The sequence below is a fragment of the Myxococcus xanthus genome, from assembly GCF_013116825.1.
Taxonomy (GTDB): Bacteria; Myxococcota; Myxococcia; order Myxococcales; family Myxococcaceae; genus Myxococcus; species Myxococcus xanthus_B.
Map to the genome: position 1 here is coordinate 1 of NZ_JABFNS010000043.1, position 24,246 is coordinate 24,246.

Consider the following 24,246-nt stretch of genomic DNA (forward strand, 5'->3'; position numbering starts at 1 on the left):
GGTTGGGGCTGGGGCTCTACATCGTCGAGCAGGTGGTGAAGGGCCACGGCGGACGTATCGAGGTGAGCTCCACCGCCCAGGAGGGCACCACCGTCCGGGTGACGCTGCCCCGCATGCCGATGGAATGACGCGCTCAGCTGGGGCTCACCACCCGCTCCAGGGTGGCGCGCAACTCGAATAAATCCACGGGCTTGGGCACCGTGGCCCGGATGCCCTCCGGCAGGGGTTGGGAGCTTCCCGCCCCGGAGACCACCACCACCGGCAGGGTGCTCAGCCGCGCGTCCTCGCGCACGTGGCGCATCAGCTCCCAGCCACTCATCACCGGCATCATCAGGTCCAGGAGGACGGCAGCCGGCAGGGGCGGGCGGCTCAGGCGCTCCCAGGCGGACAGTCCGTTGCCCGCCGTCTCCACGGTGAAGCCCTCCAGGGTGAGGAACTCCTCCAACAGCTCCCGGCTGTCGGCGTGGTCTTCCACGAGGAGGACGAGGTTGGGCGTGGACATGAGGCCGTAGCCTTGTACTGAAGTCCAATGTCCGCCAGGGCCCCAGGGCGATGCGTCCGCCCGTGGACGTCTCGGATGTCCACCGCGACACGATGCGGGGGTTGGCAGTGATGTCTGGTTATTCGCGGATGTGTCCGGGGTGACTCATGGGGCCGTGGATGCACGGCGCCTGTCTTGGGGGGGGCCGTTCAGCGTGCAGGGCGGACTGGACGGCGGAAGCCGAGACATGAATGGGCAGTAGGGAGGGGGAGGCTGGCCATGCAGTTGGGCTTTGACAGCCTCGGACCTCTGAACGGGTACTGGCGTGACACGTCTGCCCATGACCAAGCGCGGTCAGGGGGGCGGTGATGACATCAATGCAATGCATCTGCCCGTGGCCCGGCGCCCTGTCGGACCTGTCGGGGAAACTGCGTCCTTCCTCCTGCACGAGGAGTTTCATGGGAGGTGCACATGTCTCTGAGTCGATTTGGGGCCGCGACGCTGATGCTGCCCTTGTTATTGCCCGGGATGGGGTGGGCGAAGGAATTCGCGGAGCCTCAGGCCGGCGAGGACGTGGCCATGCCCGCCGAAGCGCAGGATGGCACTCTGCCTCCGCCTCCTGACGAGAGCAGGCCTCTTGAGCGAGGTGCGCCATCTGAGGTCGCGCCGACGCCGCCAGACCGGGCCCCTGCCCCTGACGAGTTGCCCGTCCTGCCCCCTTCGGCTGCGAGGTGGGGCTACCTGCTGCGCTTGGAGGCCACCACGCTGACGCTACTGCCCAGGCGAGGTGTTGGCGAGGACGAGGGCTTCATTCAACTGGAGCCGACGCTGGTGATCGACGGCGGAGAGAAGTTTGGCCTCAACGCGGGTGCGCCGGTGCGGCTGCGCATGTGGGGAGGGGGAGAAGGGGCGGGCTTGGTTCGAAAGGAGGACTGGGACAGCCTGTCGGACTGGGGCCAGTTGGTGCGCGCCCTCAAGCTGGGCGCGGACACATCCCCCGTCGCGCTGTGGGTGGGGGCAATGGAGGGTTTTCACCTGGTCTCCGGGCACCTGGTGCAGCGCTACTCCAACCGCACGAACCCGGACTACCACCCTGCGGGTGCCCTTCTCACCGGCACGCTGGGGCCTCTGTACATGGAGGCATTCTCCTCTGACGTGCTGGGAGCCCGTCTCATGGGTGGGGAACTCGAGTTGGACGTGCAGCACGTCCTCTTCGGCCGGCCGAAGCAGCCGGGGCGCTACACCCTCTCGCTCTCCGCCATTCACGACTGGGGACGTGGGGAGGTGAAGTCGGCCGAGGTGACGCTGGCGCACCTGGACGCGACGGCGGTGCTGCTGGTGCAGCGCGAGGGGCGGCGCGCCCTGGAAATGCACGTGTTTGCCGGATGGGGCGGCCGCCCCGGTGCAGGAGGCGCCTGGGGTGCCGTGGCTGGCGTCGGCGCAGACTCGGTGACACCGACACTGGACTTGAGGCTGCGGCTGGAAGCACGCCGGCAGCATGGAGGCTTTCGGCAGGGTTATTTTGGCGCGGACTACGAGTTGGCGCGGTTGCAGGCGGCGGGCACCTCGGGCCTGCCGTTGGCCCACGCGTCCTTCCCGGAAGGGTACTCCGTGTATGCGGAAGCCATGGTGGCATGGGACGCGGTGTTGCTGGGCGAGGTATTGCAGCGCCACCTGCACCTCTCCATGGGCGCCGAGGCCTTCAGCTGGGGCCGCGTGGACGTGGACGGACGGCTGGCGGTGCAACTGCTGCACCGCAACCTGGAGGTGGCGGTGAAGGGACTGGCCGTGGGCATGCGTCAGCCGGGGGCCCGCTACCTGGCTTCTGGAGAGGTGCGCTGGCGCTTTTTGGGGGGACGGCTCTATGCGCTCGGGCAGGGCGGTACATTGCTGTACCCCACGGCGGAAGGCCCGTTGCGTCCGGGGGCATTCGCGTCGCTCGGCATGGGGGTGGACAATGGCCGCTGAGTCTCTGGGGAAGTGGGCGGCCATGTTGGGCACCATGCTGCTGGCGTCTGGGTGTGCCACGCTGACGCCTCTGTCCGGCCATGGAGTGGCGCTGGGCCAGGGGGCGCGCGTGTCACACGCCGGAACGTTGAGCCGCAGTGCGGGCAATACGTACCTGGTGGCCTCGTCCGCCGCCGCTTCGACGGATGAGGGCGAGGAAGCGCGGCTTCGTCGTCGCCGCCCTGGGCGCGCCTCCATGGGTACAGCCGTCATCGCGGCTTCTCCAGCCGATATGGCCGTGCTCGCGGTGGAAACAGGAATGCTGGAGGTGGACGCCTTCGAGAAGCTGTTGGTGCTGGCGGGCCTCGGCGACACCGACGTACTCCCTCCGCGCGTCAACCCCTTCACCCCAGAAGAAGCGGCTCGCCTGCTGGCATTGCTGGTGGAGACTCCGGTGACGCTAGGGAACTTCCCGCCTCGAATGGCCGTGGGCCACCTGTTACGCGAGGTGCTGGAGGGCAGAGAGGTGTCCCGGGCCGAACTGCTGCGCCGGGTAGCGCGCTTCCAGGGCGTAGCCGTACTTCGACCGGACGGCTATCTGGCGTGGGTGCGCAATGGGCGCACCCAGCAGAGGGTGGCCGAGGTGGAGTGGAAGGACGGGGCCTTCCGCGCGCACGGCTTCGAGTTGGGTCGTTTCTACGGCAGCCAAGGCGGCGTATTCCGCCTCCTCGACGCCCAATTCCGGGAGCTGAACGAAGGGGCGTATGCAGAGGTATATGACGACGCGGACGTCGTCAGTCGTACGTTAGACGGTGCGGAGGACGCCTTTGTCGAGCTGTACCACGCCCTGGGTCACTTCTTCACGTGTCCGACGGACAGCATCCTCGCGTTGCGACATCTGCCCGCGGGCGTGGCCGCCCTCATTGCGTCTTCCCCCGACTACTGGGCGCGCTTCCGGTACATGACGGCCGGCGAGCAGATGAAGGCGGTCGCCAGGCTGAGTACCTCCCTGTTGATTGCCGGGGGCTCCACCAACGATGTCACGCGGACTCTGACAAGCGCCATGGGTGGCGCCGAAGCCATGGTGCCCGTGCTCTCGCTCTCCGCCCAGGGCGCTCTGGCGATTCAGCGTGTCGCCATGCCGGTTGGGAAGATGGCCACAGTAGTGGGGGCAGGAGTTGGAACCATCGTTGTCCTCAGTCAGGCGGCAGGAAGTGGCGGTGGACCCAAGCTCAAGGGGAGCCTTACGGGACGAAAAACCACCCCAGGGCCGCATGACAAGGATCCAGCCAACAGTAAATCCATTCAGCGAGAGAATGAGTCGGCCGAGATTCTCGCAGATAATGGATATCACGTTGAGCAGAACCCGGCTCCAAAGCCCAATGGCAAGGAGCCTGACTATGAAATCAATGGAGAGTATGCGGACTGCTATGCTCCAAATGGGAGGAGAGTGAGAAAATGTGGGACTACGTCAGGGAGTCCAAAGTGGAGTCAGGGCAGGCGGATCGAATTGTCATGAACTTGGAAGACACTCCTGTGTCAGTCGCCGAGGTTCGGGAACAGTTTCTTAAATATCCCATTCAGGGGCTGAAGGAAGTATTGGGCATCAAAGATGGGAAGGTCTCCTTGATTTACCCTTGAAGCAGGTGCTCGGGGTTCAACAGGGCTGTTGCTGATGACAGATAGGCTTGTCCGACAGGAGTATGTCATGGGTCTTGAGAATGGGCTTAAGTTTGAAGCCGACATGGCGCCAATGCAGGCTCTTCGCCTCCTTGCCGACCAATTTGGTCTTTCATGGGGCGATGAATCTCATTTGATTGGACCCGCCCTATGGATTTGGGCCATGGGTCTCGATGAGGAGAGTCGGTCCCTGTTTGAGGAGGATTTCCACTTCAAGCCCACCATGCTGGTCGGCTTCAGACTCAATCCCAATAGCCCTGAGTATGCCGCCGGATGCCGAACTATGTTGCGCGCATCATTGCTCCTGCTCGAGCATGGCCGCGATGGTGTCCTCCTTTTCAATGGAGAGCACATCGTTTTGCAGCGCATCGGGGGCGTTCTAACGCTCAACGCCGACCGTGGAAACTGGACAGACGGCCTCCATTTGGCGAATGAGATCACTGTTCCCTACAAAATCCAGCCCCTAAATTCGCCATTGCTCTGATACGCAATCCCGGGTCGTGTCCCTATAAGTGTGTAGATGGCGAGGAGGGACGAGCGGGAAAGAGGGAAGCTCCTCGGTGAAACCAACCGAGCCGGTCTCCTCCTAGCAGAGGAGCCGAGGAGTTCCCCGACGTGGACGTTAGCGAGTTTGAAGCCCCGGCGCACGAAGAGGGGCAGGCCGACCTGCGTGCGCTGTTCCGCGGAGCCATCCGGATGACGCTGGAGGCGCTGCTGGAGGAAGAGGTGAGGGAGTTGGTGGGGGCTGGCCGGTGGCAGCGGATAGTGGGCCGGGTGGACGTACGCAATGGCAGCTACCTGCGCACGCTGGTGACGACGGCGGGGGCCGTGGACGTGGCGGTGCCACGCACGAGGCACAGTGGTAGCGCGGGGGACGTGCTGGGCCGCTACAAGCGTCGCAGTGGGGAACTCCCCGAGGCGAAGCTGCCGCGCTGCACGGTGCATCTGACCCGCAACGTGCTCGCCAAGGCCCCCTGGAGGCTGCGAGGACGGCTGGGCAAGGAGACGTCGGCCATCCTTCGAGGCACCCACCCTCCAGGACGCCAGGAAGCGACTGGCGGCACTCCAGGAGGGCCTGGGCCGCCAAGTGTCCGAGGCCATGGAGTGCCTGCGCGAGGGCTTCGCCGCCGCCACCTGCTTCTTCGCCTTTCCCAAGGCCCACTGGAAGCGCCTGCGCAGCACCAACGGCCTGGAGCGTCTCCACGGCGAGGTGAAACGCCGCATCCGCTCCGTCGGCGCCTTCCCGGACCGCGCCAGCGCGCTGCGCCTCATCACCGCTGTCGCCCTCGAAGTCACAGGCATCTGGGACGACCGCCGCTATCTCGACATGGACCTCCTGAAGTCAAACTCAGACACCGCTGAATGATACCGTCAAGGAGCCTTCCTCCCCCGAACCCCCTCCGAACCAACTACACACGATTCGGGACTTGACCGGCCACCTGTGGGAACACGGACGGCCGGAGGCACTTCGGACCTCTTGGTCGACGGTGTCCGCTATGATGTGTATACGCCTACAACCACAAACGCGAACCGCATCATCTCGGCAATTGCCAAGAAAAACTCCCAGGCGGAGGGCATCGTGCTCGATTTGAGCCAGACTTCGGTGACGAGAGCTCAACTCGGCAATGTGCTAGAGCGAGTGCGAGGCGTCGGGGCAAATAACATTCGGGATGTGATAATTTTGGGAGGAAATTAGTGCCTAGCTTGAGCTGCAGGTGTGGACAGCAGATTTCGTACGGCCAGATTCCTTGTCCCGATGAATGGCTGTTTGTGTCGGATGTGGACTTTGATCGATTTTCAGGCCAAGTTGACTCCGAGTCTGTTTACGCCGCCATGAGTAGCTTTCTGAAGTGCCCAAAGTGTCGACGGCTATGGGTGTTTTGGAATGGGTTTTCGGCTCCACCGGAAGAGTATCTTCCAGCTCAGCACTCTGAGAGGAAGGTGGCGCAGGCATAGTCACAAGCGTCTGGGGAGTGTCCCTCTCGCAGTCAAGACACGCGCGCCGACGGAAATAGGCGGGTGAGAGCGGCGTGTCGGTGAGGTGCTGCTATGTGACCTCGCGCAGGGGGGGCTGGCGAGCTTCTCCGCGCGCACCTCGGCGGGCGTCTTCCAGTCGAGCGCCTGGTGGGGGCGACGGGTGTTGTAGTGGCGCCCCCACGCCTCGAGTGTCATGGGCTGCGGGCCATTCACGACAGGCTGAGGCTGGAAGGTGCTCCAGCGCAGCGTGCCATCGCGCGCCCGCTGGTGCAGGGAGAACAACGCCACCGTGTGGTCCACCAACCTCCGTGCGCCACCTGCTGCGCGCACATGTACCGGGGCGCCTGCGGCGCCGAGGTCACCTGGGCGTCCAGGCGCGGCACTTGCCCCAACCCCACCGGCCCCCGCAGCACGTCCGCAAAGAAGGACTTCACCAGTCGCTTCGACAGGCGCATGGCCCCCGTCAGGTAGGTCGTCGACGCCACCAGCCTGGGGCCGAAACTCCCCGACGGGACGACCTCTCCGTGTTCGGCCCCATCCCGAACAGTCGCGCCACTTCGCGCGCACCCGTCCCCATGCGGTGCTGCCGCACCAGCTCTCTCAGCCCGTCCATGTCGGCTCTCCGGTAACTCATCCGCGCGCTGTCCCTGCCCGCGCCGCTCCGGCGGTGCTCATGGACGCGCGAGGATGCTCGCGTGAGGCTGCCGGGTAAGAACTCACCCGACAACGGACCTCGTTTCTTTCAACTCTGACCGCGATCCGCTTGGCCGACCCACTACGAACAACTGCGGTGACCCCGCTGCGGATCCACGACCCCGGCCCATGACACGGCTTGCTGCTGTTGGTGCTGTTGGCATTCAGTCGCGACTTGCCCCCTCCGCCAACCGCAGACCTCTGGACGGGGACTCTTGAGGGGTGTGTATTCATCGTCGATAATGACACCCAGGGGTGTCAGGCATGAATCGCCCCATGTCTGGATTATCAAGAGTCAAGGTGAGGTGTCGTCCATTACCCCGGTGGGGGCGCGGACTTCATACAGGCTGGTGGAAATAATTGTCTCCACGTGCACTGGGAGTCCGTGGTATCCGGGGAAACGAATCGACATAAAAGCGCTGCCTCGTTGAGAGGCATTTCCCCCTGCAGAGCAGGCGTGCTCCCGGCATGCCAGGAACCAGACATGACACGGAATCATGGCGTCTCGACGTTGACGGCGTTGTTTCTTCTGACGGGCTGTGAGGGGGCGCTCCCCGAGCAGAGCCCGGCAGACATCGACATGGAGGTCCTGCGTCAGGAGGCGAAGGAGACGGGGCTGGACCTGAGCGTTGTGGACCTGTCCGCCTCGTGCGCGGCGACGGCGCTGACGCTCTCCGCGGCCATCAAGAACGAGCGGCCCACGGGCATCGGGAACTCCACCGCGGCGGTGTACGCGGGGACGCCGGGGGCTGGCGGCGTGCGGCTGGGCACCATCAGCGTCCCCTGGCTGGTGGGAGGGGAGAGCTTCCCCTTCTCGCTGTCGTACACGGTGCCGGAGGGCACCACGAAGGTGGTGGTCGTCGCGGACGAGGACGGCACCTATCCGGAGGACGACGAGGACAACAACTTCGCCTCCATCGATTTCGAGATTCCCTGTGCCACCAACCAGCAGCCGGTGGCCAGCTGCCAGAGCGTCACCGTCCCCGCGGACGCGGCCTGTCAGGGCAGCGCCAGCATCGACAACGGCTCGTTCGATCCAGACGGCTTCCCGGGGCCGTTCTCCGTGGCGCAGTCGCCCGCGGGCCCCTACGGGCTGGGCACCACGAGCGCGCAGCTCCTGGTCTCCGACGGCGCGGCCACCAGCACGTGCTCGGCGAACGTGACCGTGGTGGACGTCAGCGCCCCCACGCCGGGCGCCAACCGCGGCCTGGTCATCCAGCCGGTCCTGGGGTCTGACTACGTGCTGGTGCCCCTGTCTGACTGCGCGATGCCGGCCGTCGACAACTGCGGCGGCGAGCTCGGCCTGGAGGCGTCGGCCAGCATCATCCGCGTGACCTCCGACGAGTCCAACGACGCCCTGTCCCTGCTCCGGCTGCTGGCGTGTGACGACATCAAGCTGACCCCGGACCGCAAGTCCGCGATGGTTCGCGCCGAGGCGGCCCTGTTGGGCAACGGCCGGGTCTACAACTTCACGTACTCCGTGAAGGACGTGTCCGGCAACAGCGCCATCGGCACCTGCAACGTGAAGGTTCCCGCGCTGCTGGCCAGCCCCGCCATCGATTCGGGCGTCGTGTACTGCCAGGGCGACGACTGCCCCTCCGGTTCGCGCTTCCCCGGGCTGCTCTGCTCGCTGCTGTAGTCGAAGCGCCGCCTCGCCCCTTGAAGTGGGGCGGGGCCTTTCCTCCGCCGGGGGCCCGGAGCACGGGGCCGCCGGCGTTGTTGCGCTTCAGCGCCAGGACAGCGCGTACTCCGTGTCGAGCAGGCCCAGCTCACGCCCCTGCACCCCGATGTCGCGCGCGCCCACGGCTTCCAGGACGGCGTGCAGGACACCCTCATGGTACGCCGTGGGCATGAAGTCCCGCTTCATGACGAAGCGGCCGCTGCGTGGGCCTGTCCACACCATGGTCCGCTCGCCGTAGCTCACCGCCGCCAGGAACCCGGTGGGGAGCTGTCCCAGCAGCAGCCGGGGCTCGTCATAGGCGAGCATCAGCAGGGTGCGGCCCGCGACGGACTCCAGGAAGTCATGCGCGGCCTTCTGGCCCATGACGCGATGAGCGGCGGCCAGGCCCCCGCAATGTTCGGAGAGCAGGTCGGCGGCCTGGAAGGCCAGCGGCAGGAATTGGGTGATGGGGTAGCTGAAGAAGTCGATGTAGCGCTTCTCCGGCAGGGACTGGCGGCAGCGCTGCTCCAGGGCGGAGCCGCCCACGCGCCGCACCGTCTCCAGGACCCCCCGGAAGAACATGCCGCGCGCGGTGTCCTCGGGGGTGGCGAGCGCGCAGCGCTGACGCAGCTCGCGCAAGGCATCCGGCTCCAGGGGCTGAGGCGGCGCGGGGTCTCGCGCCAGGCGCGAGGTCAATCTCAATTCCATTGCGGGGGGACTCCAGAAGAAAGGGGGGCGCCGTCAGGCCGAAGCCAGACGTGCTGTGCTCCAGGGTGGATGCCGGCCCCCACATGCGCGGCGAATGTCCTGGCCGCCCATGCCCAAACTCACGCGTCCGGCCGCGGGCCTCCGGTCCAGGAGGCTGCACAGACAGGTCGCGGAAGTGTTGCCGTAATGATGCACATTGCATGGAGTGGTTTCGCGAGGCAACCCTGGTCATTGAATTTCGGTGGAGGGATTGGCCGCCCCCTCAATGACAGACATGGCGAGTAGGGCCGGATGGACCCGGTGCCGGACGGGCCACGCGGGCTGGCGCCTGGACGTCTGTCCGGTGCATGGCGGCGTACCGGCGAGAGAATGTGTGGTGCCGGGTACGACACTTTTCGCTGAGGGTGCGAGGCGGGAGACTACCCTCCATATCGGTATTTCGCCTAAGGACGTGCTGGGTTATAAGTCGCAGGAAAACTCGTGACCGAGCGCGACCTGTTCCCGGGCAGGGCGTGAGCTTGGCCCGTACTCACAAGGTTGACGCAGTGAAGACCCACCTTGAAGGTCCTGCTCCTCCCCGCAAGCGGCCCCAGCCCCGAAGCCCGGCGGAGCGCGCCCGGAAGTCGCGCGAGCAGCTGGAGAGCCGCCTGGCGGAGAGCGTTGGCGAGGCGGCGCGAGGCGCGCGGCTGCTCGCGGGGCTTACCCAGGCGGATGTCGCGGAGCGTGTGGGTATCGCCGCGGAAGTCTATGGGCGCATGGAGCGGGGGAAGATGATGCCCAGCGTGCCGACCCTGTTCCGGCTGTGCCTGGCACTGCGGTTGTCGGCGGACGTCGGGCTGGGGCTCGCCACGGCGGCCAGCGTCGGCGCCGCGCTCTGGGAAGGAGACTCCGGGCACAGGGACCAGTCGCCGGAGATGCGGAAGGTGCTCCGAACGCTGCGGCGCATGTCGCGCAGCCAGCTCAACCTGATGAACCAGGTCGCGGCCGCCATCCTGCCTGAGCGGTGAGGGCCGGGCTCCGGACGGTGAGGCATTGACCGTCCGGAGGGGCGCTTCCCACGCGTGGATGGCGGTGCCGGTGTGCGTGCGTCCAGCCGAGGCCGGGACTCCGGGCACGTTGGGGAACCCAAGGCTGCGCTTGCCATTGGGCCGAGAGCAGGGCTGGCAATGCGCCGCGCCCAGGGCTGACGCGGCCCGCGCGGGTCCACCCCGAGGCGCTTGTCACTCCGACGTCTCCCTGGCCTCATGGGGGACAGGGTGCGCCGCGCCCTGCCTGGTGAGGGAATGACCCGCGGACTTGGGTGGTGGACAGTCAGGCGAGCAACGCGAACGGCGGCCGCCGTGGTGGCCCTGTTCATGCTTGGGACTCGGGCGCACGCACAGGACGCGGGGACGACGGAGGACGGGGGCGCGGCCCGGGCCGAGCGGGAGCTGCAACGCACCGACGCGGGCTGGGCCGTGGAGACGGATGCGCCCTTGTCGGAGGACGCGGGCGTTCCCGAGCCCGCGTTCACTCCGCCCGTGATGGTGCAGGACTCGCCCGCTCCCTATCCGCCGGGGCTGGCGTCCGACGGCGTCGCGGGGGGGGTGAAGCTGGAGCTGCTCATCGACGACGCGGGCCAGGTGGAGTCCGCCACGCTGGTGGAAGGGCTGCATCCCTTGTTGGACCGGGCGGCGCTGCACGCGGCGCCGTCGCTGCGCTTCGCCCCCGCCACCCTGGACGGCCTGCCGGTGGCCGTGCGCCTCTTCTTCGAGTACCGCTTCGAGGCGCCCGAGCCGGCCATGTCCGAGGGGGCCACGCCCGCGGCGCCCATCACCCTGAAGGGCCTGGTGCGCGCCAAGGGCAACCGCCGGCCGCTGGTAGGGGCCACGCTGGTGTCGGACGCGCATCCGGACGCGCCGGTGCAGGCGGACGTGGACGGACGCTTCGAGGCGCGCTGGCCCGCGGGCGTGCATGCGGTGCGCATCACCGCCCCCGGCCACAAGCCCGGCGTCTTCCGCGAGGGCCTGAAGGCGAACGAGGCGCTGGAGGTGGTGTACGGGCTGGAGCCGCTCATCATCAACCCGTACGAGACGGTGGTGCGGGGAGACCGCGAGCGCACGGAGGTGAGCCGCGTCACCCTGCATGACGCGGAGCTGCGCGAGGTTCCTGGCACCATGGGGGACCCCTTCCGCGTCGTCATGCTGCTGCCCGGCGTGGGCAGCATGGTGTCCGGCGTGGCCTACCCGGTGGTGCGCGGCAGCCAGCCCGCGGCCACGGGCTACTTCCTGGATGGCATCCGCGTCCCCATCCTCTTCCACCTGTTCCTGGGCCCGGCCGTCATCCACCCGGACTTCATCGACGCCATCGACTTCTATCCAGGCTCGCCGCCGCCCCGGTATGGGCGGTTGATGGGCGGCGCCATCGACGGGCGTCTCAGCCGCCCGCGGGATGACGGCGTCCACGGCAGCGCCTACGCGGACCTCATCAACGCGGGCTTCTTCATCGAGACGCCGTTCAAGGACACCGGCACCAACGTCAGCCTGGCCGGCCGCTATTCCTATACGCCCTGGCTCATCGCCCTGGCGGCGAACCAGCTCCAGTCGCCGCCCCCTCCCGGGCGGGAGAACCCCAAGGTGGTGCTCGACTTCTGGGATTATCAGGGCCGGGTGGAGCAGCGACTGGGCGAGGGCACGCTGCGCCTGTTTGCCTTTGGCTCCTCGGACACCTTCGGCTCGGAGGCCCAGGACGCCTGGGGCGACACCGCGATGCAATCCATCATCTTCCACCGGGTGGACCTGCGGCACCGGCACCCCGTGGGGCCCGGTGAGCTGGAGGTGGGCGGGACGTGGGGGCTGGACCGCTTCGCCATCGTCAGCCGCAGTCCCCCTGGCGAGGCCACCGAAATCCATATCGACCAGGGGCACTGGTCCGCGCGCCTGGGCTACACCGCGACGCTGTCCCCCAGCGCCACGCTGCGTGCCGGGGCGGACGTGGAGCACAAGCGCGCCATCGTCGAGCTGCTCCAGCAGGACGGCGGCTCCGACGCGGACGTCGAGGTGGCGCCCGTGGCGCTGGGGACCTTCATGGGCGCGTGGACGGAGCTGGTGTGGCAGCCCCATGAGAAGTGGGCCGTGGTGCCCGGCCTGCGCGTGGACAACTACCACCTGTCGCCGGGGATTGATCGTCGCGCGCTGGAGCCGCGTCTCACCGTGCGTCACAAGGTGTCGGAGGCGCTCACGCTCAAGGGCGGGGCGGGCCTCTTCCATCAGCCGCCCACCACCCTCATCAGCCTGCCCGTGGTGGACGTGGGGAGCCTGCTGCTGGGGCTCCAGCAAGGCGTGCAGCTCTCCGTCGGCGCGGAATGGAAGGCGTGGCGCGGTCTGGAGGTGGGGCTGGACGTCTACCTCAACCCCATGCTGCGGACCCTCGAGCTGACGCCCTTCGCCGACGAAGGCATGGTGGACGACGACACGCCGGACACCGGAACTCCTCCCGCGGGCTCGCGCCGCGGCATGCAGTTGGGGGACGGCGGCGGCATCCCCGACCGCTCGGACTTCGACTTCCCGGACTTCCGCGGCAGCGGCATGGCCTACGGCATGGAGTTCCTGCTGCGCCACCCGCTGGGCGACAACTGGTTCGGCTGGCTGTCGTATTCGCTCCAGCGGAGCACGCGCCGCACGCGCTTCCACCGCTACGACGCGGAGGGCCACCGGGTGGGCGAGGCGGAGGCGAACCTGCCCTTCGCCTTCGACCAGACGCACATCCTCAACCTGGTGCTCAGCTACAAGTTCGCCAACAACATCACGCTGGGCGGGGTGCTTCACTTCAATACCGGGCGCCCTGAGTACGGCACCCTGGGCACGCAGACGCACCGCCCTGGCGAAGACGCCTCCGGCAGGCCCGCCTGGGTCAAGGTGGACAGGGACCGCGTGGACCGGCTGCCGGCCTTCCTCCGGTTCGACGTGCGGCTGTCCAGGTCGTGGGTCTACGACACCTTCAGCCTGGAGGCGTATCTGGACATGCTCAACGTCACGCTCCGTCGGGAGACGTTGGGCTTCGAGTACGAGGGCGGCAACGGCTTCCCGCTGCGCAAGGACGCGGTGGGGCTCCCCATCGCCCTGCCCATCCTGGGCGTGAAGGGGCGTTACTGAGCACGCGGACTGATGGATAGCGCACGCTTGGCGCCGCGCCTTCGCCTTCATCCGGGCACGATGGCGCGCCACGCGGTGTAATTCCGCGCCGCCAGTTGTTCCGGGGGCCAGTCCGCTCCTGGGGGCCCGGAGACGTCGGGCCGAGTTCCTGACCACCGCACACCAGGTGACTTCTTCATGTCGCAGGACGGGATTCCGACGATGGTGCCGTTGCAGCGGGGGGGCATCCCTTTCAGCCGGGGGGCCACCGTGGCCAGCCGGCTGACGCTGACGCACCTGCGGATTTCGGATGAAGGCCCCCATCGCCAGGCGAAGGCCGTTTCGGATGCCCCCGCCGTGCTGCTGGTGGATGACCATGTGTCGAACCTGGTGTCGCTGGAGGCCATCCTCGAGCCGCTGGGCATCCGCATGGACAAGGCCTGTTCGGGGGAGCAGGCCCTGCGCTTCCTGCTGCGCGAGGACTACGCCGTCATCCTGCTGGACGTGCGGATGGCGGGGCTGAGCGGCTTCGAGACGGCGGCGCTCATCAAGCAGCGTGAGCGCACGCGCAACGTCCCCATCATCTTCCTCACCGCCTACGGCCGGGATGACACGGAGCTCGTCACCGGCTACGCCACCGGCGCGGTGGACTTCCTCCAGAAGCCCTTTCCGCCGGAGGTGCTGCGCTCGAAGGTGTCCGTCTTCGTGGAGCTGTTCCGCGCGCAGCAGCAGGTGCGGCGCCAGTCGGAGCTGCTGCGGCAGAAGGAAGCCGAGGCGCGGGATGCCGCGCTGAGGGCCGCGGGCTACATCGACCGGTTGCGGGACTTCACCGCCCGGCTGTCGGAGGCGGCCACCGTGCCGCAGGTGTGCCGCGCGCTCTTCGAACAAGGGCTGGTGGCCGCTGGCGCGAAGGCGGGCACCGTCAACCTCCTGGACGCGGAGGGCGAGGCGCTGGAGGTGGTGGATGCCATTGGCTACCCGGAGAGCGTGCTGAGCCGGTGGCGGCGCATCCCGATGACGGCGGCCATGCCGCTGGTGGAGTCGCTGCGGGAGCAGCAGGCCATCTGGGTGGGGTCGCCGGAGGAGTGGAGCGCGCGTTATCCGCTCATGGATACGCGAGGCCTTCACGAGGCGGCGCTCGCGCTGCCCTTGCTGGTGAAGGGACGGGCGCTGGGCGCTATTGGCCTGTCCTTCGCGCGGCCCCGGACCTTCACGGAGATGGACCGGGCCTTCTTCACCGCGCTGGCGCATGCGTGTGCCCAGGCGTTGGACCGGGTCCACCTGACGGCGGAGGAGCGCCGGGCCCATGCCGTGGCCCGGGCCGCCGCCGCCCGGCTGCAGATGCTCACGGAAGCGTCCGACGCCTTCGATGCGACGAACCGCGACCTGTCCGTGCTGCTGGACACCATCACCCGCCAGGTCGCCTACTTCCTGGGGGACACGTGCACGCTGTGCCTGCTGTCCGACGACGGGACGCGGCTGGAGGTGGCGGCCAGCCACTCCAATCAGGGGGAGGATGGGGCGCCGCTGCTCCCCGGCGAGGGGCTGGGCGACTTCGTGCTCCGCGGCGGACGGCCGCTCCTGGTGCCCGAGCTGTCGGAAGACCAACAGCGGGAGCTGGGGCAGGGCGAGGCGCTGCGCAGCCTGCTGTGCGTGCCGCTGCGGACGCGGGGCAGGGGGGTGGGAACGCTGTCGGTGGGGCGCATGGGCCCGGGCCGGAGCTTCACCCAGGAGGACCAGGAGCTGGTGGAGGAGCTGGCGGCGAAGGCGGCGCTCTCCATCGAGAACGCGCGCCTGTTCGCGGAGCAGCAGCGGTCGCAAGAGGAGCTGCGCCGGCGCGCCGAGTTCGAACAGCAGCTGGTGGGCATCGTCTCCCACGACTTGCGCAATCCCCTGGCGGCCATCTCCATGTCGGCGGGGCTGCTGGAGAAGAAGGGGGCGTTGACGGAGCCGCAGAAGCGCATGGTGTGGCGCATTGGCCAGGCCACCGAGCGCGCGGCCCGGATGATTCGCGACCTGCTGGACTTCACCAAGGCCCGGCTGGGCGGCGGCATTGCCCTGCACCGTCAGACCACCGATTTGCGGGAGGTGGTGCACCAGGTGGTGGATGAGCTCCTGGTGGCCAACCCCGGGCGTCACGTGGAGGTGGCGGTGGAGGGCGAGGTGCGCGGCGAATGGGATTCGGACCGCATCGCCCAGGTGCTCACGAACCTGCTGGGCAATGCCCTGGCCTACAGCCCCGCGGACGCCCCGGTGCGGGTGGAAACGCGGCTGGAGGGCGAGGCCGCGCTGCTGTCTGTCTTCAACGGGGGCGCCCCCATCCCCCGTGAGTTGCTGCCTCGCCTGTTCGAGCCGCTGACACGGGGCGCGTTGAAGGAGGGCCAGTCCACCCGCAGCATCGGCCTGGGGCTCTACATCGTGCAGGACATCGTGCGGGGCCACGGCGGCGGCGTGGAGGTGGTGTCCTCCGAGCAGCACGGCACCACCTTCACCGTGCGCCTGCCACGTGCGGCGGGCTGAGCCGCCCGTCCCGTCCATCGATTGGCTCTCCGATGTGGGAGACCTCCACGGTGACGGCCCATGCGTGCGGTACCAGGTCAAGCGGATGACAGGTGCCGCCACGACGCCGGGGCAGGCCTTGCTCGGCGGTGCCGCCGGCCCCGGGCTGCGCGGCGTCGCCATCATGGATTGAGCCGGTGTCCTGGGCGAACGCGCGGGGCCCTGGCCATTCGCGCAGGGCCATTGCGGAAGGAGGACACCGCGGCGAGGGCCGGGCCGCGTGGCGCGTTGGCACTGGCGCGGAGTGAGCACTGAAGGTCGCGCCGGTACCCACGTACAAGTTCGCGCTCCCGGAGATTTGCCACTCTTGTCCCGTGTGCGTTCCGCGACCGGGCGTCGAGCGTCGGGGCTGGAGGGCATGCCAGGGGGACGTCGATGGGGGTGTGTCTGTCGTCGAAGTGGGGCTCCGCCTGGACCTGGACGACGCATGCGGGAGGCGCCGCGCCCTGCCTGCGCTTCGAGACGGTGCGAGGGCCGGCGGGGGAGGTGCTCGACTTGCGCCAGGCCGCGCTCGAGGCGTCCGCCGAGCCGGTGGCGCAGGATTGGGTCCTGCCTCCATGGGTGTCGCGCTGGGAGCAGGAGGGCGTGCGAGGGCTGCGCCTGGAGGACTGCGTGCGCGTGGTGGACACGGGCGAGCCGGTGTCCGTCGTGCTGCGCGTCACCCGCGAGGGCATGGAGGCGCGCTTCCGGGCCGTGGGCATGAAGGCGTTGGAGGCCTTCGTGCTGTGGCTGCTGCCCGATGACACGGACGACGCGCAGGCGCTCCGCGAGGCGCTGGAGCGTGAGCGCGAGGCCCGCCACCGGGCGGAGGGCGCGCTGGAGCACGCGACGGCCCGGCTGACCCGCGAGGCCCTGGATGGCAACGCGCGCCACCTCGCGCTGGAGCGGCTGACCGAGGAGGCGGAGTTTCGTGAGCGGTTCATCGGCATCCTCGGGCACGACCTGCGCAACCCCCTGAATGCCATTGCCCTGTCCGCGCGAGCCCTGGCGCAACGCACGCTGCCGGCGGCCCAGCAGCAGCAGTGCGCCCAGCGAATCGAGGCGAGCGCCGCGCGGATGGGCGCCATGATTTCCGACATCCTCGACCTCACCCGCGCGCGCCTGACGGGCGGCATCCCCCTGCACCTGGGGATGGTCAGCCTGGCCATCATCTGCCGGATGGTGGTGGAGGAGCTGGCCGCCGCGAATCCGGGCCGGCACATCACCCTGGACGTGGAGGGCGCGTCGGAGGGCTTCTGGGACGCGGACCGGATGGCGCAGGTGCTCAGCAACCTGGTGGGCAACGCGCTGGAGCACGGCGCCGAGGACGCGCCCGTCCGGCTCAAATGTATCGCCGTGGACGGTGCGCAGGTCCTGGAGGTCCACAACATCGGGACGCCCATTCCGCCTCAACAACTGGAGACATTGTTCGACCCGTTCCGCCAGGTGGGCACGGCTCCCGGGAAGGGCCACCGTCGTGGCGCCGGTGGCCTGGGGCTGGGACTCTTCATCGTGAAACAAATCGTCCAGGCGCACGGAGGCGCTGTGTGCGTGTCCTCCTCCGTGGCAGAGGGAACGACCTTTACGGTGAAAATGCCACGAGACGCGCGACAGTCGCAGGAGCCCGCACCCTCGGGCGTGAGACATCGCGTGTGACTGCAACGTTGGCGGCTGGGCGGATTGGACGCTGAGCGTCAGCCGGCGCACGGACTACGTGTTTGCCGCATGACCGACGTGCGCGAACTGCCCGGGAGGGCACCTGTCAGAGAGGAAAAGAAGGACTACCGGTTATCTTGGCCGCGAGAAACGCGGCTACCCCCAAAAACCGGAGGCAGCCATGTATCACCACCCCACCTCGAAGACCTGTTCCAGCTCCAAGGTCACCTACGCCGGACGCCGTTGTGCGCACCGGTGGGAGCTGCTGCCAGCGTTGCTTCTTGTCGCCGCCGTGGGGTGTGGCCCGGCGGAGCCGATGGATGCGGCGCGCGAGACGCTGGGCACCCAGTCGGACGCCTTGGTGTCGTCCAATGGCCTGTCCACCAATGGCTTGTCGACGAACGGGCTGTCCACCAATGGCTTGTCGACGAACGGGCTGTCCACCAATGGCTTGTCGACGAACGGGCTGTCCACCAATGGCTTGTCGACGAATGGTTTCAATACATGGTTCAGCGCGGACCCCGCCAAGGCCGAGGAGGTGATGCGATACATCGTCCGGTGCGCGCTCCCCTCCGGCCAGTCCCTGTCGTACACGCATGCGGGCACCACGCACACCTGGCACGGCTCCCTGGGGTTGGCGCCGACGTGGTCGAGCCCCACGCCTCCGCCTCCGTCGAGCCCGGGCGCCCCGGTGGCCCCGGAGTCCGAGCAGCAGCTGGTGTCGAGCTGCCTGGCGGCACACGTGAACAAGTACGGTGTGCACCTGAACATCTCCGTGCAGGGCAAGGACTCGCAGGGCGTCCTCATTCCGACGACGCCCGAGGAGGTGCAGACCTACAACCAGAACGAGGCCGTCTTCTTCGGCAACCTCTTCAATGGACAGGGGCTCTTCGCGGCCAATGACGCGCCCTATCTGGCCTATGACGAGAGCACGGTGCGCGCGTGCGGCCTGTCGTCGTGGAGCGGGGACCCGGACTGCGCGGCCGTCATCACCCACGTGGGGGCTGCCCTGACGTACTGCCAGCAGGACTCCACGCGGACGTACTACACGCGCTGCACGTACAACGGCGTGACGTACCGCCCGCTCACCACCCGCATCCGCCCCCAGGACATCTACAAGTGCGGTGATGGGACGTGCCAGCTCTCCGAGCGCTGCGGCACCAGCAACACGCCGGACAGCTGCGCCGCGGACTGTGGCGCCTGCTAGGCGCTGACGTCTTCGCGGCGCCCCCCCCGTGCCGCGCGCAGTGGCGGCCTTTCCTCCTACCCCTCGGGAGGATGCCGTGGAAGTCCCAGCCTGTCCGAGCGCTGCGGCCGCCGCATCCAGGCTGAAGATGTGGGTCGTCCCCGGGCCCTCCCCGCACGCCCGGCTCCTTCAAATGGCGGTCCGCGAGATGCATCCACACCTCCCGCGCTTCGTTGGGGGCAGGGCGTGGCTTGCCTGATGCGGCGTTGTTCGTGGCCGTGGGTCAGCGGACCGCGACCTGACGGAAGGTGACGCCTTCGAGCTCCAGGCGCTGAACCGCGTCCACAAAGCGCTGCGTGGCCAGGATGAGCGTGGGCCAGTCCGCGAGGCGGAAGACGTCCACCGTGGTGGGGATGGAGGTCGTGTCGAGAAGATAGGGGGCGGGGAGACCGTAGCTTTCAACGCCACATGTGGGGCACGGAGGCTCCCGGTCGGATGGAAGGCAGTCCGGATGGAAGCGCCCACAGGGCGTCAGCTGGAGTTCGAGCAGCTCGGGTGGGTTCCTTTTGCTTCCCTTCAGTTGCATCGGGCAGCCGTTCAGCCCTTGCAATCCTGATTGCCGCAGTTGTTCCAGCGCTTCACTGCGGAGGCTCAGGGACCACGCTTGAAGATGTAGCTGTCCAAAGGTTCCAGAGGCGCGTCCGGTCATCGGGCCAAACTTGGTTCCGGGCATCAACGCGAACCCGTGGGGCACCTGGGGCCGCACCTGTTCGCGCAATCGAGCCCACTCCTCGTATGGCTCAGCGCGGGGTTCTTCGTACTCGTGCCGTGTCGGGAGCGATGTCAGGTCCACGCATGGATAGTGAAGCCCGGCGGTGCTCCAGGTCGCACCACAGCCGGGACAGTCCGCAAGTCCAGGCAGGCTCCATCGATGCGCGGCATTCAGGTTCCCCGTGTAGCGCGACGGTCGCGGCGTCTCGACTTGATAGATGCGCAATCCGGCCTCTTCCTTGGGGGTCATGGAAGTCGCCGGAAGTAGGGGAGCACGGGACCCGTAAGCTCGAAACGGTAGATGAGTTCACCGGCATGCCGGAAGATGTCTTCTCGCCGCACCTTGTTGCCTCGCGTCTCGATGAATTGGCGCCACGCTTCATTCCACAGGCCTCCGGATGCGCCGCCGCCATGGATGCGCCGGTGGGCATGTGTGGGGATGAGTATCGTGTAGTCGTGGATATTGATGCCACGCTCCTTGAACCACGCCGAGAGTGTTGGGGCCTGGGGGAACAGATGGTGCTTCTGCAACTGGGGGGCGGGCAGGACGGGCGGCGGCCGTAGCGGTGGGCGCTCCGGGTACCAGCGGAACGTCATCACCGGTTCCGCACCCTGACGAAGCCAAGGTGCCCTGCGCCACCACCGTCCGGGCCTGGCCGAACCTATGGGAAATCCCGGCCGCAGGGCCAGCACGTGCCCGGCGGCGGGGGCGCTCACGGACGAGGTCGCGGGCGTGTCGGACTGGCGCATATCCTTGCAGGCGAAGAAGCCGCAAACGCCTTCCTCGCAGCCGAGCACTACGCAGCGGTCCTCATTGGGCGCGGCACAGCGGGCCGCGTCCATTGCTTCCCATGCCTGCTCCAGCGGCGGCCGAGCGGCGCACGCCACGCCCAGCCAGACGACGAGCAGTACGCACCACGACAGGACAGGGTTTCGCACACAGGCTGCGGAAGGCGTGTTTCCCGCTGCGCTCACGAACAGCGTCTTCGAAAGCAGGCTCATGGGGACTCCACGACGATGGGGGCCAGACCACGAAGTAAAGCAGCACTGGCGGCTTTCTAGGGGCCTGCAGCGCACCACCCCTAAATGACTTGCACAGACGCGAACGTCAGGATGGCCGCACCTGGACGCGGGCCTGGCCAGGGGGGAAGGGGTGACAGCCTTCCTGCGGAAACGCCACCTCGCTTCACCCGGACCGTGACGCATGATTTGCCCCCGTTGCTTCCATCGTGGGAGGTGTCGCCATGCGCTGTCCGACGTACCTCGCTGTGACGGACCATGCGTGCATCGTCGCCGACCGTTGCTTGCAGTTGTTCGGAGGGTACGGGTACATGAAGGCGCTCGTCGCCCGTTCCCTGTAGACCCACATCCCCGTCCCAAGGAGGCTCTTCGTGAGCCAAGAAGCATTCATCTTCGACGCCGTCCGGACCCCTCGCGGCAAGGGCAGGAAAGGCGCGCTGCACGGCACCAAGCCCATCACGCTGCTCACCGGGCTGGTGGACGCGCTCAAGAAGCGTCACCCGAACCTGGACCCCCAGCGCATCGACGACGTGGTGCTCGGTGTCGTGTCGCCGGTGGGTGAGCAGGGCGCCGACATCGCCCGTACCCTGGTGCTGGCGGCGGGGCTGCCGGAGACGGTGGGCGGCGTGCAGCTCAACCGCTTCTGCGCGTCCGGCCTCACGGCGGTGAACATGGCCGCCCAGCAGGTGCGCTCGGGCTGGGAGCACCTGGTCATCGCGGGCGGCGTGGAGAGCATGTCGCGCGTGCCCATGGGCTCGGACGGCGGCGCCTGGGCCATGGACCCGGCCACGAACTTCGACACCTACTTCGTCCCGCAGGGCATCTCCGCGGACCTCATCGCCACCATCGAGGGTTTCACGCGCGAGGACGTGGACCGCTACGCGGCCCGTTCGCAGCAACTGGCGGCCCAGGCCTGGGCCGGCGGGTACTTCAAGAACTCCGTCGTGCCGGTGGTGGACCAGAACGGCCTCACCGTGCTGGACCATGACGAGCTGATGCGCCCGGACTCCACCGTGGCGTCGCTCGGCAAGCTCAACCCGTCCTTCTCCGTCATGGGTGAGGCGGGCGGCTTCGACGCGGTGGCCCTGCAGAAGTACCACTTCGTGGAGCGCATCGAGCACGTCCACACGCCGGGCAACTCGTCGGGCATCGTGGACGGCGCGGCGCTGGTGCTCATCGGCTCCGAGCAGGTGGGCAAGTCGCTGGGCCTCACGCCGCGCGCGCGCATCGCCGCGGTGGCCACGTCCGGCGCGGACCCCACCATCATGCTCACCGGCCCGATTCCGGCCACCCAGAAGCTGCTGGAGATTGCGGGCCTGTCGGTGAAGGACATCGACCTGTTCGAGCTCAACGAGGCCTTCGCCTCGGTGGTGCTCAAGTACCAGAAGGACCTCGGCATTCCGGACGAGAAGCTGAACGTGAACGGCGGCGCCATCGCCATGGGGCACCCGCTGGGCGCCACGGGCGCGATGATTCTAGGGACGATGGTGGACGAGCTGGAGCGACGCAAGGCGCGCCGCGCGGTCATCACCTTGTGCGTCGGTGGTGGCATGGGCGTGGCCACCCTCATCGAGCGCGTCTGAGCTTCTCTTCCAACACTTCGACAGGATTCGAGCGAACCCCATGAGCGAGCAGAACACCATCCGCTGGGACAAGGACGCCGACGGCATCGTCGTCTTGACGATGGATGACCCGAACCAGTCCGCGAACACCATGAACGCCGCGTACCTGAAGTCCATGCGCGCGACGGTGGACCGGCTGGTCAAGGAGAAGGACACCGTCACCGGTGTCATCCTCACCTCCGCGAAGAAGACCTTCTTCGCCGGTGGTGATTTGAAGGACCTGCTGAAGGTGCGCAAGGAGGACGCGAAGCAGGCCTTCGAGCTGGGGCAGGAAATCAAGGCGCAGCTGCGCGCGCTGGAGACGCTGGGCAGGCCCGTGGTCGCGGCCATCAACGGCGCGGCGCTGGGCGGCGGGCTGGAGATCGCGCTCGCGTGTCACCACCGCATCATCGCGGACGTGAAGGGCGCCCAGGTGGGCCTGCCGGAAGTCACGCTGGGCCTCTTGCCCGGTGGCGGCGGCGTGGTGCGCACGGTGCGGATGCTGGGCATCGTGGACGCGCTGATGAAGGTGCTGCTCCAGGGCCAGCGCTACCGCCCGCGGGAGGCGAAGGAGGTCGGCCTGGTCCATGACGTGGTGGACTCCGTGGAGGCGCTGCTGCCCGCGGCCAAGGCGTGGGTGAAGGCCCATCCCACCGCGCAGCAGCCGTGGGACGTGAAGGGCTACAAGATTCCGGGCGGCACGCCGTCGTCTCCGGGGCTGGCGGCGAACCTGCCCGCGTTCCCCGCGAACCTGCGCAAGCAGCTCAAGGGCGCGAACATGCCGGCGCCCCGCGCCATCATGGCCACGGCGGTGGAGAGCACGCAGGTGGACGTGGACACCGCGTTCACCGTGGAGTCGCGCTACTTCACCGAGCTCGTCACCGGGCAGGTCGCGAAGAACATGATTCAGGCGTTCTTCTTCGACATGCAGCACATCAACTCCGGTGGCGGCCGTCCCAAGGACTACCCGCAGCACACCGCGAAGAAGGTGGGCGTGCTGGGCGCGGGGATGATGGGCGCGGGCATCGCCTACGTCTGCGCGAAGGCCGGCATCGACGTGGTGCTCAAGGACGTGAGCCTCGCGTCGGCGGAGAAGGGCAAGCAGTACTCCGTGAAGCTGGTGGAGAAGGCCATCCAGAGGGGCAAGTCCACGAAGGAGAAGGGGGACGCGCTGCTTGCGCGAATCCACCCCACCACGGACGCCGCCGACCTCAAGGGGTGTGACCTCGTTATCGAGGCCGTGTTCGAGGACGTGAAGCTCAAGCACCAGGTCTTCCAGGAAGTGCAGGACGTGGTCGCCCCGGACGCGGTGCTCGGGTCGAACACGTCCACGCTGCCCATCTCCGTGCTCGCCGAGGGCGTGAAGCGGACGGAGGACTTCGTGGGCATGCACTTCTTCTCGCCCGTGGACAAGATGCCGCTGCTGGAGCTCATCGCGGGCAAGAAGACGAGCGACGCCACGCTCGCGAAGGCCATCGACATCGCGGTGCAGATTGGGAAGACGCCCATCGTCGTCAACGACAGCCGGGGCTTCTTCACCAGCCGCGTCATCGGCACCTTCCTCAACGAGGCCATCGCCATGGTGGGCGAGGGCATCTCGCCCGCCTCCATCGAGCAGGCCGGCCTCCAGGCGGGCTACCCCGCCGCCCCGCTCCAACTGGTGGACGAACTCACGCTGACGCTGCCGCGCAAGATTCGTCAGGAGACGAAGGCGGCCATCCTGGCGGAGGGCAAGCCCTGGGTGGAGCACCGCGGCTACGCCGTGATGGACGCGATGATTGACCAGCACCAGCGCAAGGGCCGCTCCACCGGCGGCGGGTTCTACGACTACGTGGACGGAAAGCGCACGGGCCTGTGGGCGGGCTTGGCGCAGCACTTCACCAGGCCCGGCCACACCATCCCCTTCGAGGACATGAAGGAGCGGATGCTGTTCGCCGAGGCCATCGACACGGTGCGCTGCTTCGACGAAGGCGTGCTGCGCTCCGCCGCGGACGCGAACATCGGCTCCATCCTCGGCATCGGCTTCCCGGCGTGGACGGGCGGCGTGGTGCAGTTCATCAACGGCTACGAGGGCCGGACGGGCAATGGGCCGCGGGGCTTCATTGCCCGCGCGCGTGAGCTCGCGCAGCGCTACGGTGCGCACTTCGAGCCGCCGGCGTCGCTCGTCGAGAAGGCCGAAAGAGGCGAACTCTTGAAGTAGCAGCTCACACACAAGG

The 24,246-nt window shown here is 67.9% G+C and carries 19 protein-coding genes and 2 pseudogenes; 15 read left to right on the forward strand and 6 right to left on the reverse strand.

Annotated elements, in window-relative coordinates:
- The coding region (locus HNV26_RS14750; protein ID WP_171452816.1) for a sensor histidine kinase at positions 1–128 on the forward strand (128 nt) is incomplete at its 5' end.
- A 5-nt stretch (positions 129–133) separates the two neighbouring features.
- Here the strand turns inward: HNV26_RS14750 and HNV26_RS14755 are convergent.
- The gene (locus HNV26_RS14755; protein ID WP_090487127.1) at positions 134–502 is read right to left on the reverse strand and encodes a response regulator; all 369 of its coding nucleotides are present in this window, start codon (positions 500–502) and stop codon (positions 134–136) included.
- Positions 503–952: 450 nt separating this feature from the next.
- Between HNV26_RS14755 and HNV26_RS14760 the strand changes: the two genes are divergently transcribed.
- From HNV26_RS14760 to HNV26_RS39535, 6 genes and pseudogenes are all read left to right on the forward strand, one after another.
- Entirely contained in the window at positions 953–2,449 is a 1,497-nt protein-coding gene (locus tag HNV26_RS14760) for a hypothetical protein (protein ID WP_436410043.1), read from the forward strand.
- Positions 2,439–4,069, forward strand: a pseudogene (locus HNV26_RS14765) (SitA3 family lipoprotein polymorphic toxin). The gene HNV26_RS14760 and the pseudogene HNV26_RS14765 overlap by 11 nt, the downstream one beginning before the upstream one ends.
- 67 nt (positions 4,070–4,136) lie before the next feature.
- Positions 4,137–4,592 carry a SitI3 family protein gene (locus HNV26_RS14770; protein ID WP_171445116.1) on the forward strand — a complete coding sequence of 152 codons (456 nt, stop codon included), beginning with the start codon at positions 4,137–4,139 and terminating at the stop codon, positions 4,590–4,592.
- Positions 4,593–4,723: 131 nt separating this feature from the next.
- Positions 4,724–5,474: pseudogene (locus HNV26_RS14775) on the forward strand (transposase).
- Positions 5,475–5,549: 75 nt separating this feature from the next.
- Complete coding sequence (locus tag HNV26_RS39295) at positions 5,550–5,804, forward strand: CdiA C-terminal domain-containing protein (protein WP_366816872.1); 255 nt, start codon at positions 5,550–5,552, stop codon at positions 5,802–5,804.
- Entirely contained in the window at positions 5,804–6,064 is a 261-nt protein-coding gene (locus tag HNV26_RS39535; RefSeq protein ID WP_491630652.1) for a DUF8617 domain-containing protein, read from the forward strand. The genes HNV26_RS39295 and HNV26_RS39535 overlap by 1 nt, the downstream gene beginning before the upstream one ends.
- On the opposite strand, the gene HNV26_RS39300 is transcribed toward HNV26_RS39535, so the two are convergent.
- Both HNV26_RS39300 and HNV26_RS14790 read right to left on the reverse strand, forming a co-directional pair.
- The gene (locus HNV26_RS39300; RefSeq protein ID WP_366816875.1) at positions 6,065–6,280 is read right to left on the reverse strand and encodes an integrase core domain-containing protein; all 216 of its coding nucleotides are present in this window, start codon (positions 6,278–6,280) and stop codon (positions 6,065–6,067) included.
- A gap of 14 nt (positions 6,281–6,294) precedes the next feature.
- The gene (locus HNV26_RS14790; RefSeq protein WP_171445114.1) at positions 6,295–6,570 is read right to left on the reverse strand and encodes a hypothetical protein; all 276 of its coding nucleotides are present in this window, start codon (positions 6,568–6,570) and stop codon (positions 6,295–6,297) included.
- A gap of 692 nt (positions 6,571–7,262) precedes the next feature.
- On the opposite strand from HNV26_RS14790, the gene HNV26_RS14795 reads away from it, so the two are divergent.
- Positions 7,263–8,417, forward strand: coding sequence for a CARDB domain-containing protein (locus tag HNV26_RS14795; RefSeq protein WP_171445119.1), 1,155 nt, complete (start codon positions 7,263–7,265; stop codon positions 8,415–8,417).
- A gap of 87 nt (positions 8,418–8,504) precedes the next feature.
- On the opposite strand, the gene HNV26_RS14800 is transcribed toward HNV26_RS14795, so the two are convergent.
- Positions 8,505–9,146, reverse strand: a complete 642-nt coding sequence (locus tag HNV26_RS14800) for a DUF2378 family protein (RefSeq protein ID WP_171445120.1) — start codon at positions 9,144–9,146, stop codon at positions 8,505–8,507.
- A gap of 545 nt (positions 9,147–9,691) precedes the next feature.
- Between HNV26_RS14800 and HNV26_RS14805 the strand changes: the two genes are divergently transcribed.
- The 5 genes from HNV26_RS14805 (at position 9,692) to HNV26_RS14825 (ending at position 18,659) form a co-directional block, all read left to right on the forward strand.
- Positions 9,692–10,153, forward strand: a complete 462-nt coding sequence (locus HNV26_RS14805; RefSeq protein WP_366816873.1) for a helix-turn-helix domain-containing protein — start codon at positions 9,692–9,694, stop codon at positions 10,151–10,153.
- 348 nt (positions 10,154–10,501) lie between these two features.
- Positions 10,502–13,279, forward strand: coding sequence for a TonB family protein (locus HNV26_RS14810; protein ID WP_171445122.1), 2,778 nt, complete (start codon positions 10,502–10,504; stop codon positions 13,277–13,279).
- A gap of 177 nt (positions 13,280–13,456) precedes the next feature.
- Positions 13,457–15,778: a hybrid sensor histidine kinase/response regulator gene (locus HNV26_RS14815; RefSeq protein WP_171452818.1), complete on the forward strand. Its 2,322-nt coding sequence runs from the start codon at positions 13,457–13,459 to the stop codon at positions 15,776–15,778.
- Positions 15,779–16,192: 414 nt separating this feature from the next.
- Positions 16,193–17,452 (forward strand): sensor histidine kinase, encoded by a 1,260-nt coding sequence (locus HNV26_RS14820; protein ID WP_171443119.1) that lies wholly within the window; start codon positions 16,193–16,195, stop codon positions 17,450–17,452.
- A 181-nt stretch (positions 17,453–17,633) separates the two neighbouring features.
- Entirely contained in the window at positions 17,634–18,659 is a 1,026-nt protein-coding gene (locus HNV26_RS14825) for a hypothetical protein (protein WP_171443120.1), read from the forward strand.
- A gap of 262 nt (positions 18,660–18,921) precedes the next feature.
- On the opposite strand, the gene sitI6 is transcribed toward HNV26_RS14825, so the two are convergent.
- Positions 18,922–19,635: a SitI6 family double-CXXCG motif immunity protein gene (gene sitI6, locus HNV26_RS14830; protein WP_436410044.1), complete on the reverse strand. Its 714-nt coding sequence runs from the start codon at positions 19,633–19,635 to the stop codon at positions 18,922–18,924.
- Between the two features lie 20 nt (positions 19,636–19,655).
- Positions 19,656–20,348 carry a SitA6 family polymorphic toxin lipoprotein gene (sitA6, locus tag HNV26_RS14835; protein WP_436410045.1) on the reverse strand — a complete coding sequence of 231 codons (693 nt, stop codon included), beginning with the start codon at positions 20,346–20,348 and terminating at the stop codon, positions 19,656–19,658.
- Between the two features lie 452 nt (positions 20,349–20,800).
- On the opposite strand from sitA6, the gene HNV26_RS14845 reads away from it, so the two are divergent.
- Together HNV26_RS14845 and HNV26_RS14850 are read left to right on the forward strand one after the other, a co-directional pair.
- The gene (locus HNV26_RS14845) at positions 20,801–22,012 is read left to right on the forward strand and encodes an acetyl-CoA C-acetyltransferase (RefSeq protein WP_171443123.1); all 1,212 of its coding nucleotides are present in this window, start codon (positions 20,801–20,803) and stop codon (positions 22,010–22,012) included.
- A 40-nt stretch (positions 22,013–22,052) separates the two neighbouring features.
- Positions 22,053–24,230 (forward strand): 3-hydroxyacyl-CoA dehydrogenase NAD-binding domain-containing protein, encoded by a 2,178-nt coding sequence (locus HNV26_RS14850; protein ID WP_171443124.1) that lies wholly within the window; start codon positions 22,053–22,055, stop codon positions 24,228–24,230.
- Positions 24,231–24,246 lie beyond the last annotated feature (16 nt).

Excerpts from the sequence above, each read along its gene's own strand:
- HNV26_RS14795 (WP_171445119.1), top strand. The coding sequence starts at position 7,263 with ATGACACGGAATCATGGCGTCTCGACGTTGACGGCGTTGTTTCTTCTG.
- HNV26_RS14755 (WP_090487127.1), bottom strand. The coding sequence starts at position 502 with ATGTCCACGCCCAACCTCGTCCTCCTCGTGGAAGACCACGCCGACAGC.
- HNV26_RS14770 (WP_171445116.1), top strand. The coding sequence starts at position 4,137 with ATGGGTCTTGAGAATGGGCTTAAGTTTGAAGCCGACATGGCGCCAATG.
- HNV26_RS14810 (WP_171445122.1), top strand. The coding sequence starts at position 10,502 with ATGCTTGGGACTCGGGCGCACGCACAGGACGCGGGGACGACGGAGGAC.
- HNV26_RS14815 (WP_171452818.1), top strand. The coding sequence starts at position 13,457 with ATGTCGCAGGACGGGATTCCGACGATGGTGCCGTTGCAGCGGGGGGGC.
- HNV26_RS39300 (WP_366816875.1), bottom strand. The coding sequence starts at position 6,280 with ATGACACTCGAGGCGTGGGGGCGCCACTACAACACCCGTCGCCCCCAC.
- HNV26_RS14820 (WP_171443119.1), top strand. The coding sequence starts at position 16,193 with ATGGGGGTGTGTCTGTCGTCGAAGTGGGGCTCCGCCTGGACCTGGACG.
- HNV26_RS14800 (WP_171445120.1), bottom strand. The coding sequence starts at position 9,146 with ATGGAATTGAGATTGACCTCGCGCCTGGCGCGAGACCCCGCGCCGCCT.
- HNV26_RS14760 (WP_436410043.1), top strand. The coding sequence starts at position 953 with ATGTCTCTGAGTCGATTTGGGGCCGCGACGCTGATGCTGCCCTTGTTA.
- HNV26_RS14825 (WP_171443120.1), top strand. The coding sequence starts at position 17,634 with ATGTATCACCACCCCACCTCGAAGACCTGTTCCAGCTCCAAGGTCACC.
- HNV26_RS14850 (WP_171443124.1), top strand. The coding sequence starts at position 22,053 with ATGAGCGAGCAGAACACCATCCGCTGGGACAAGGACGCCGACGGCATC.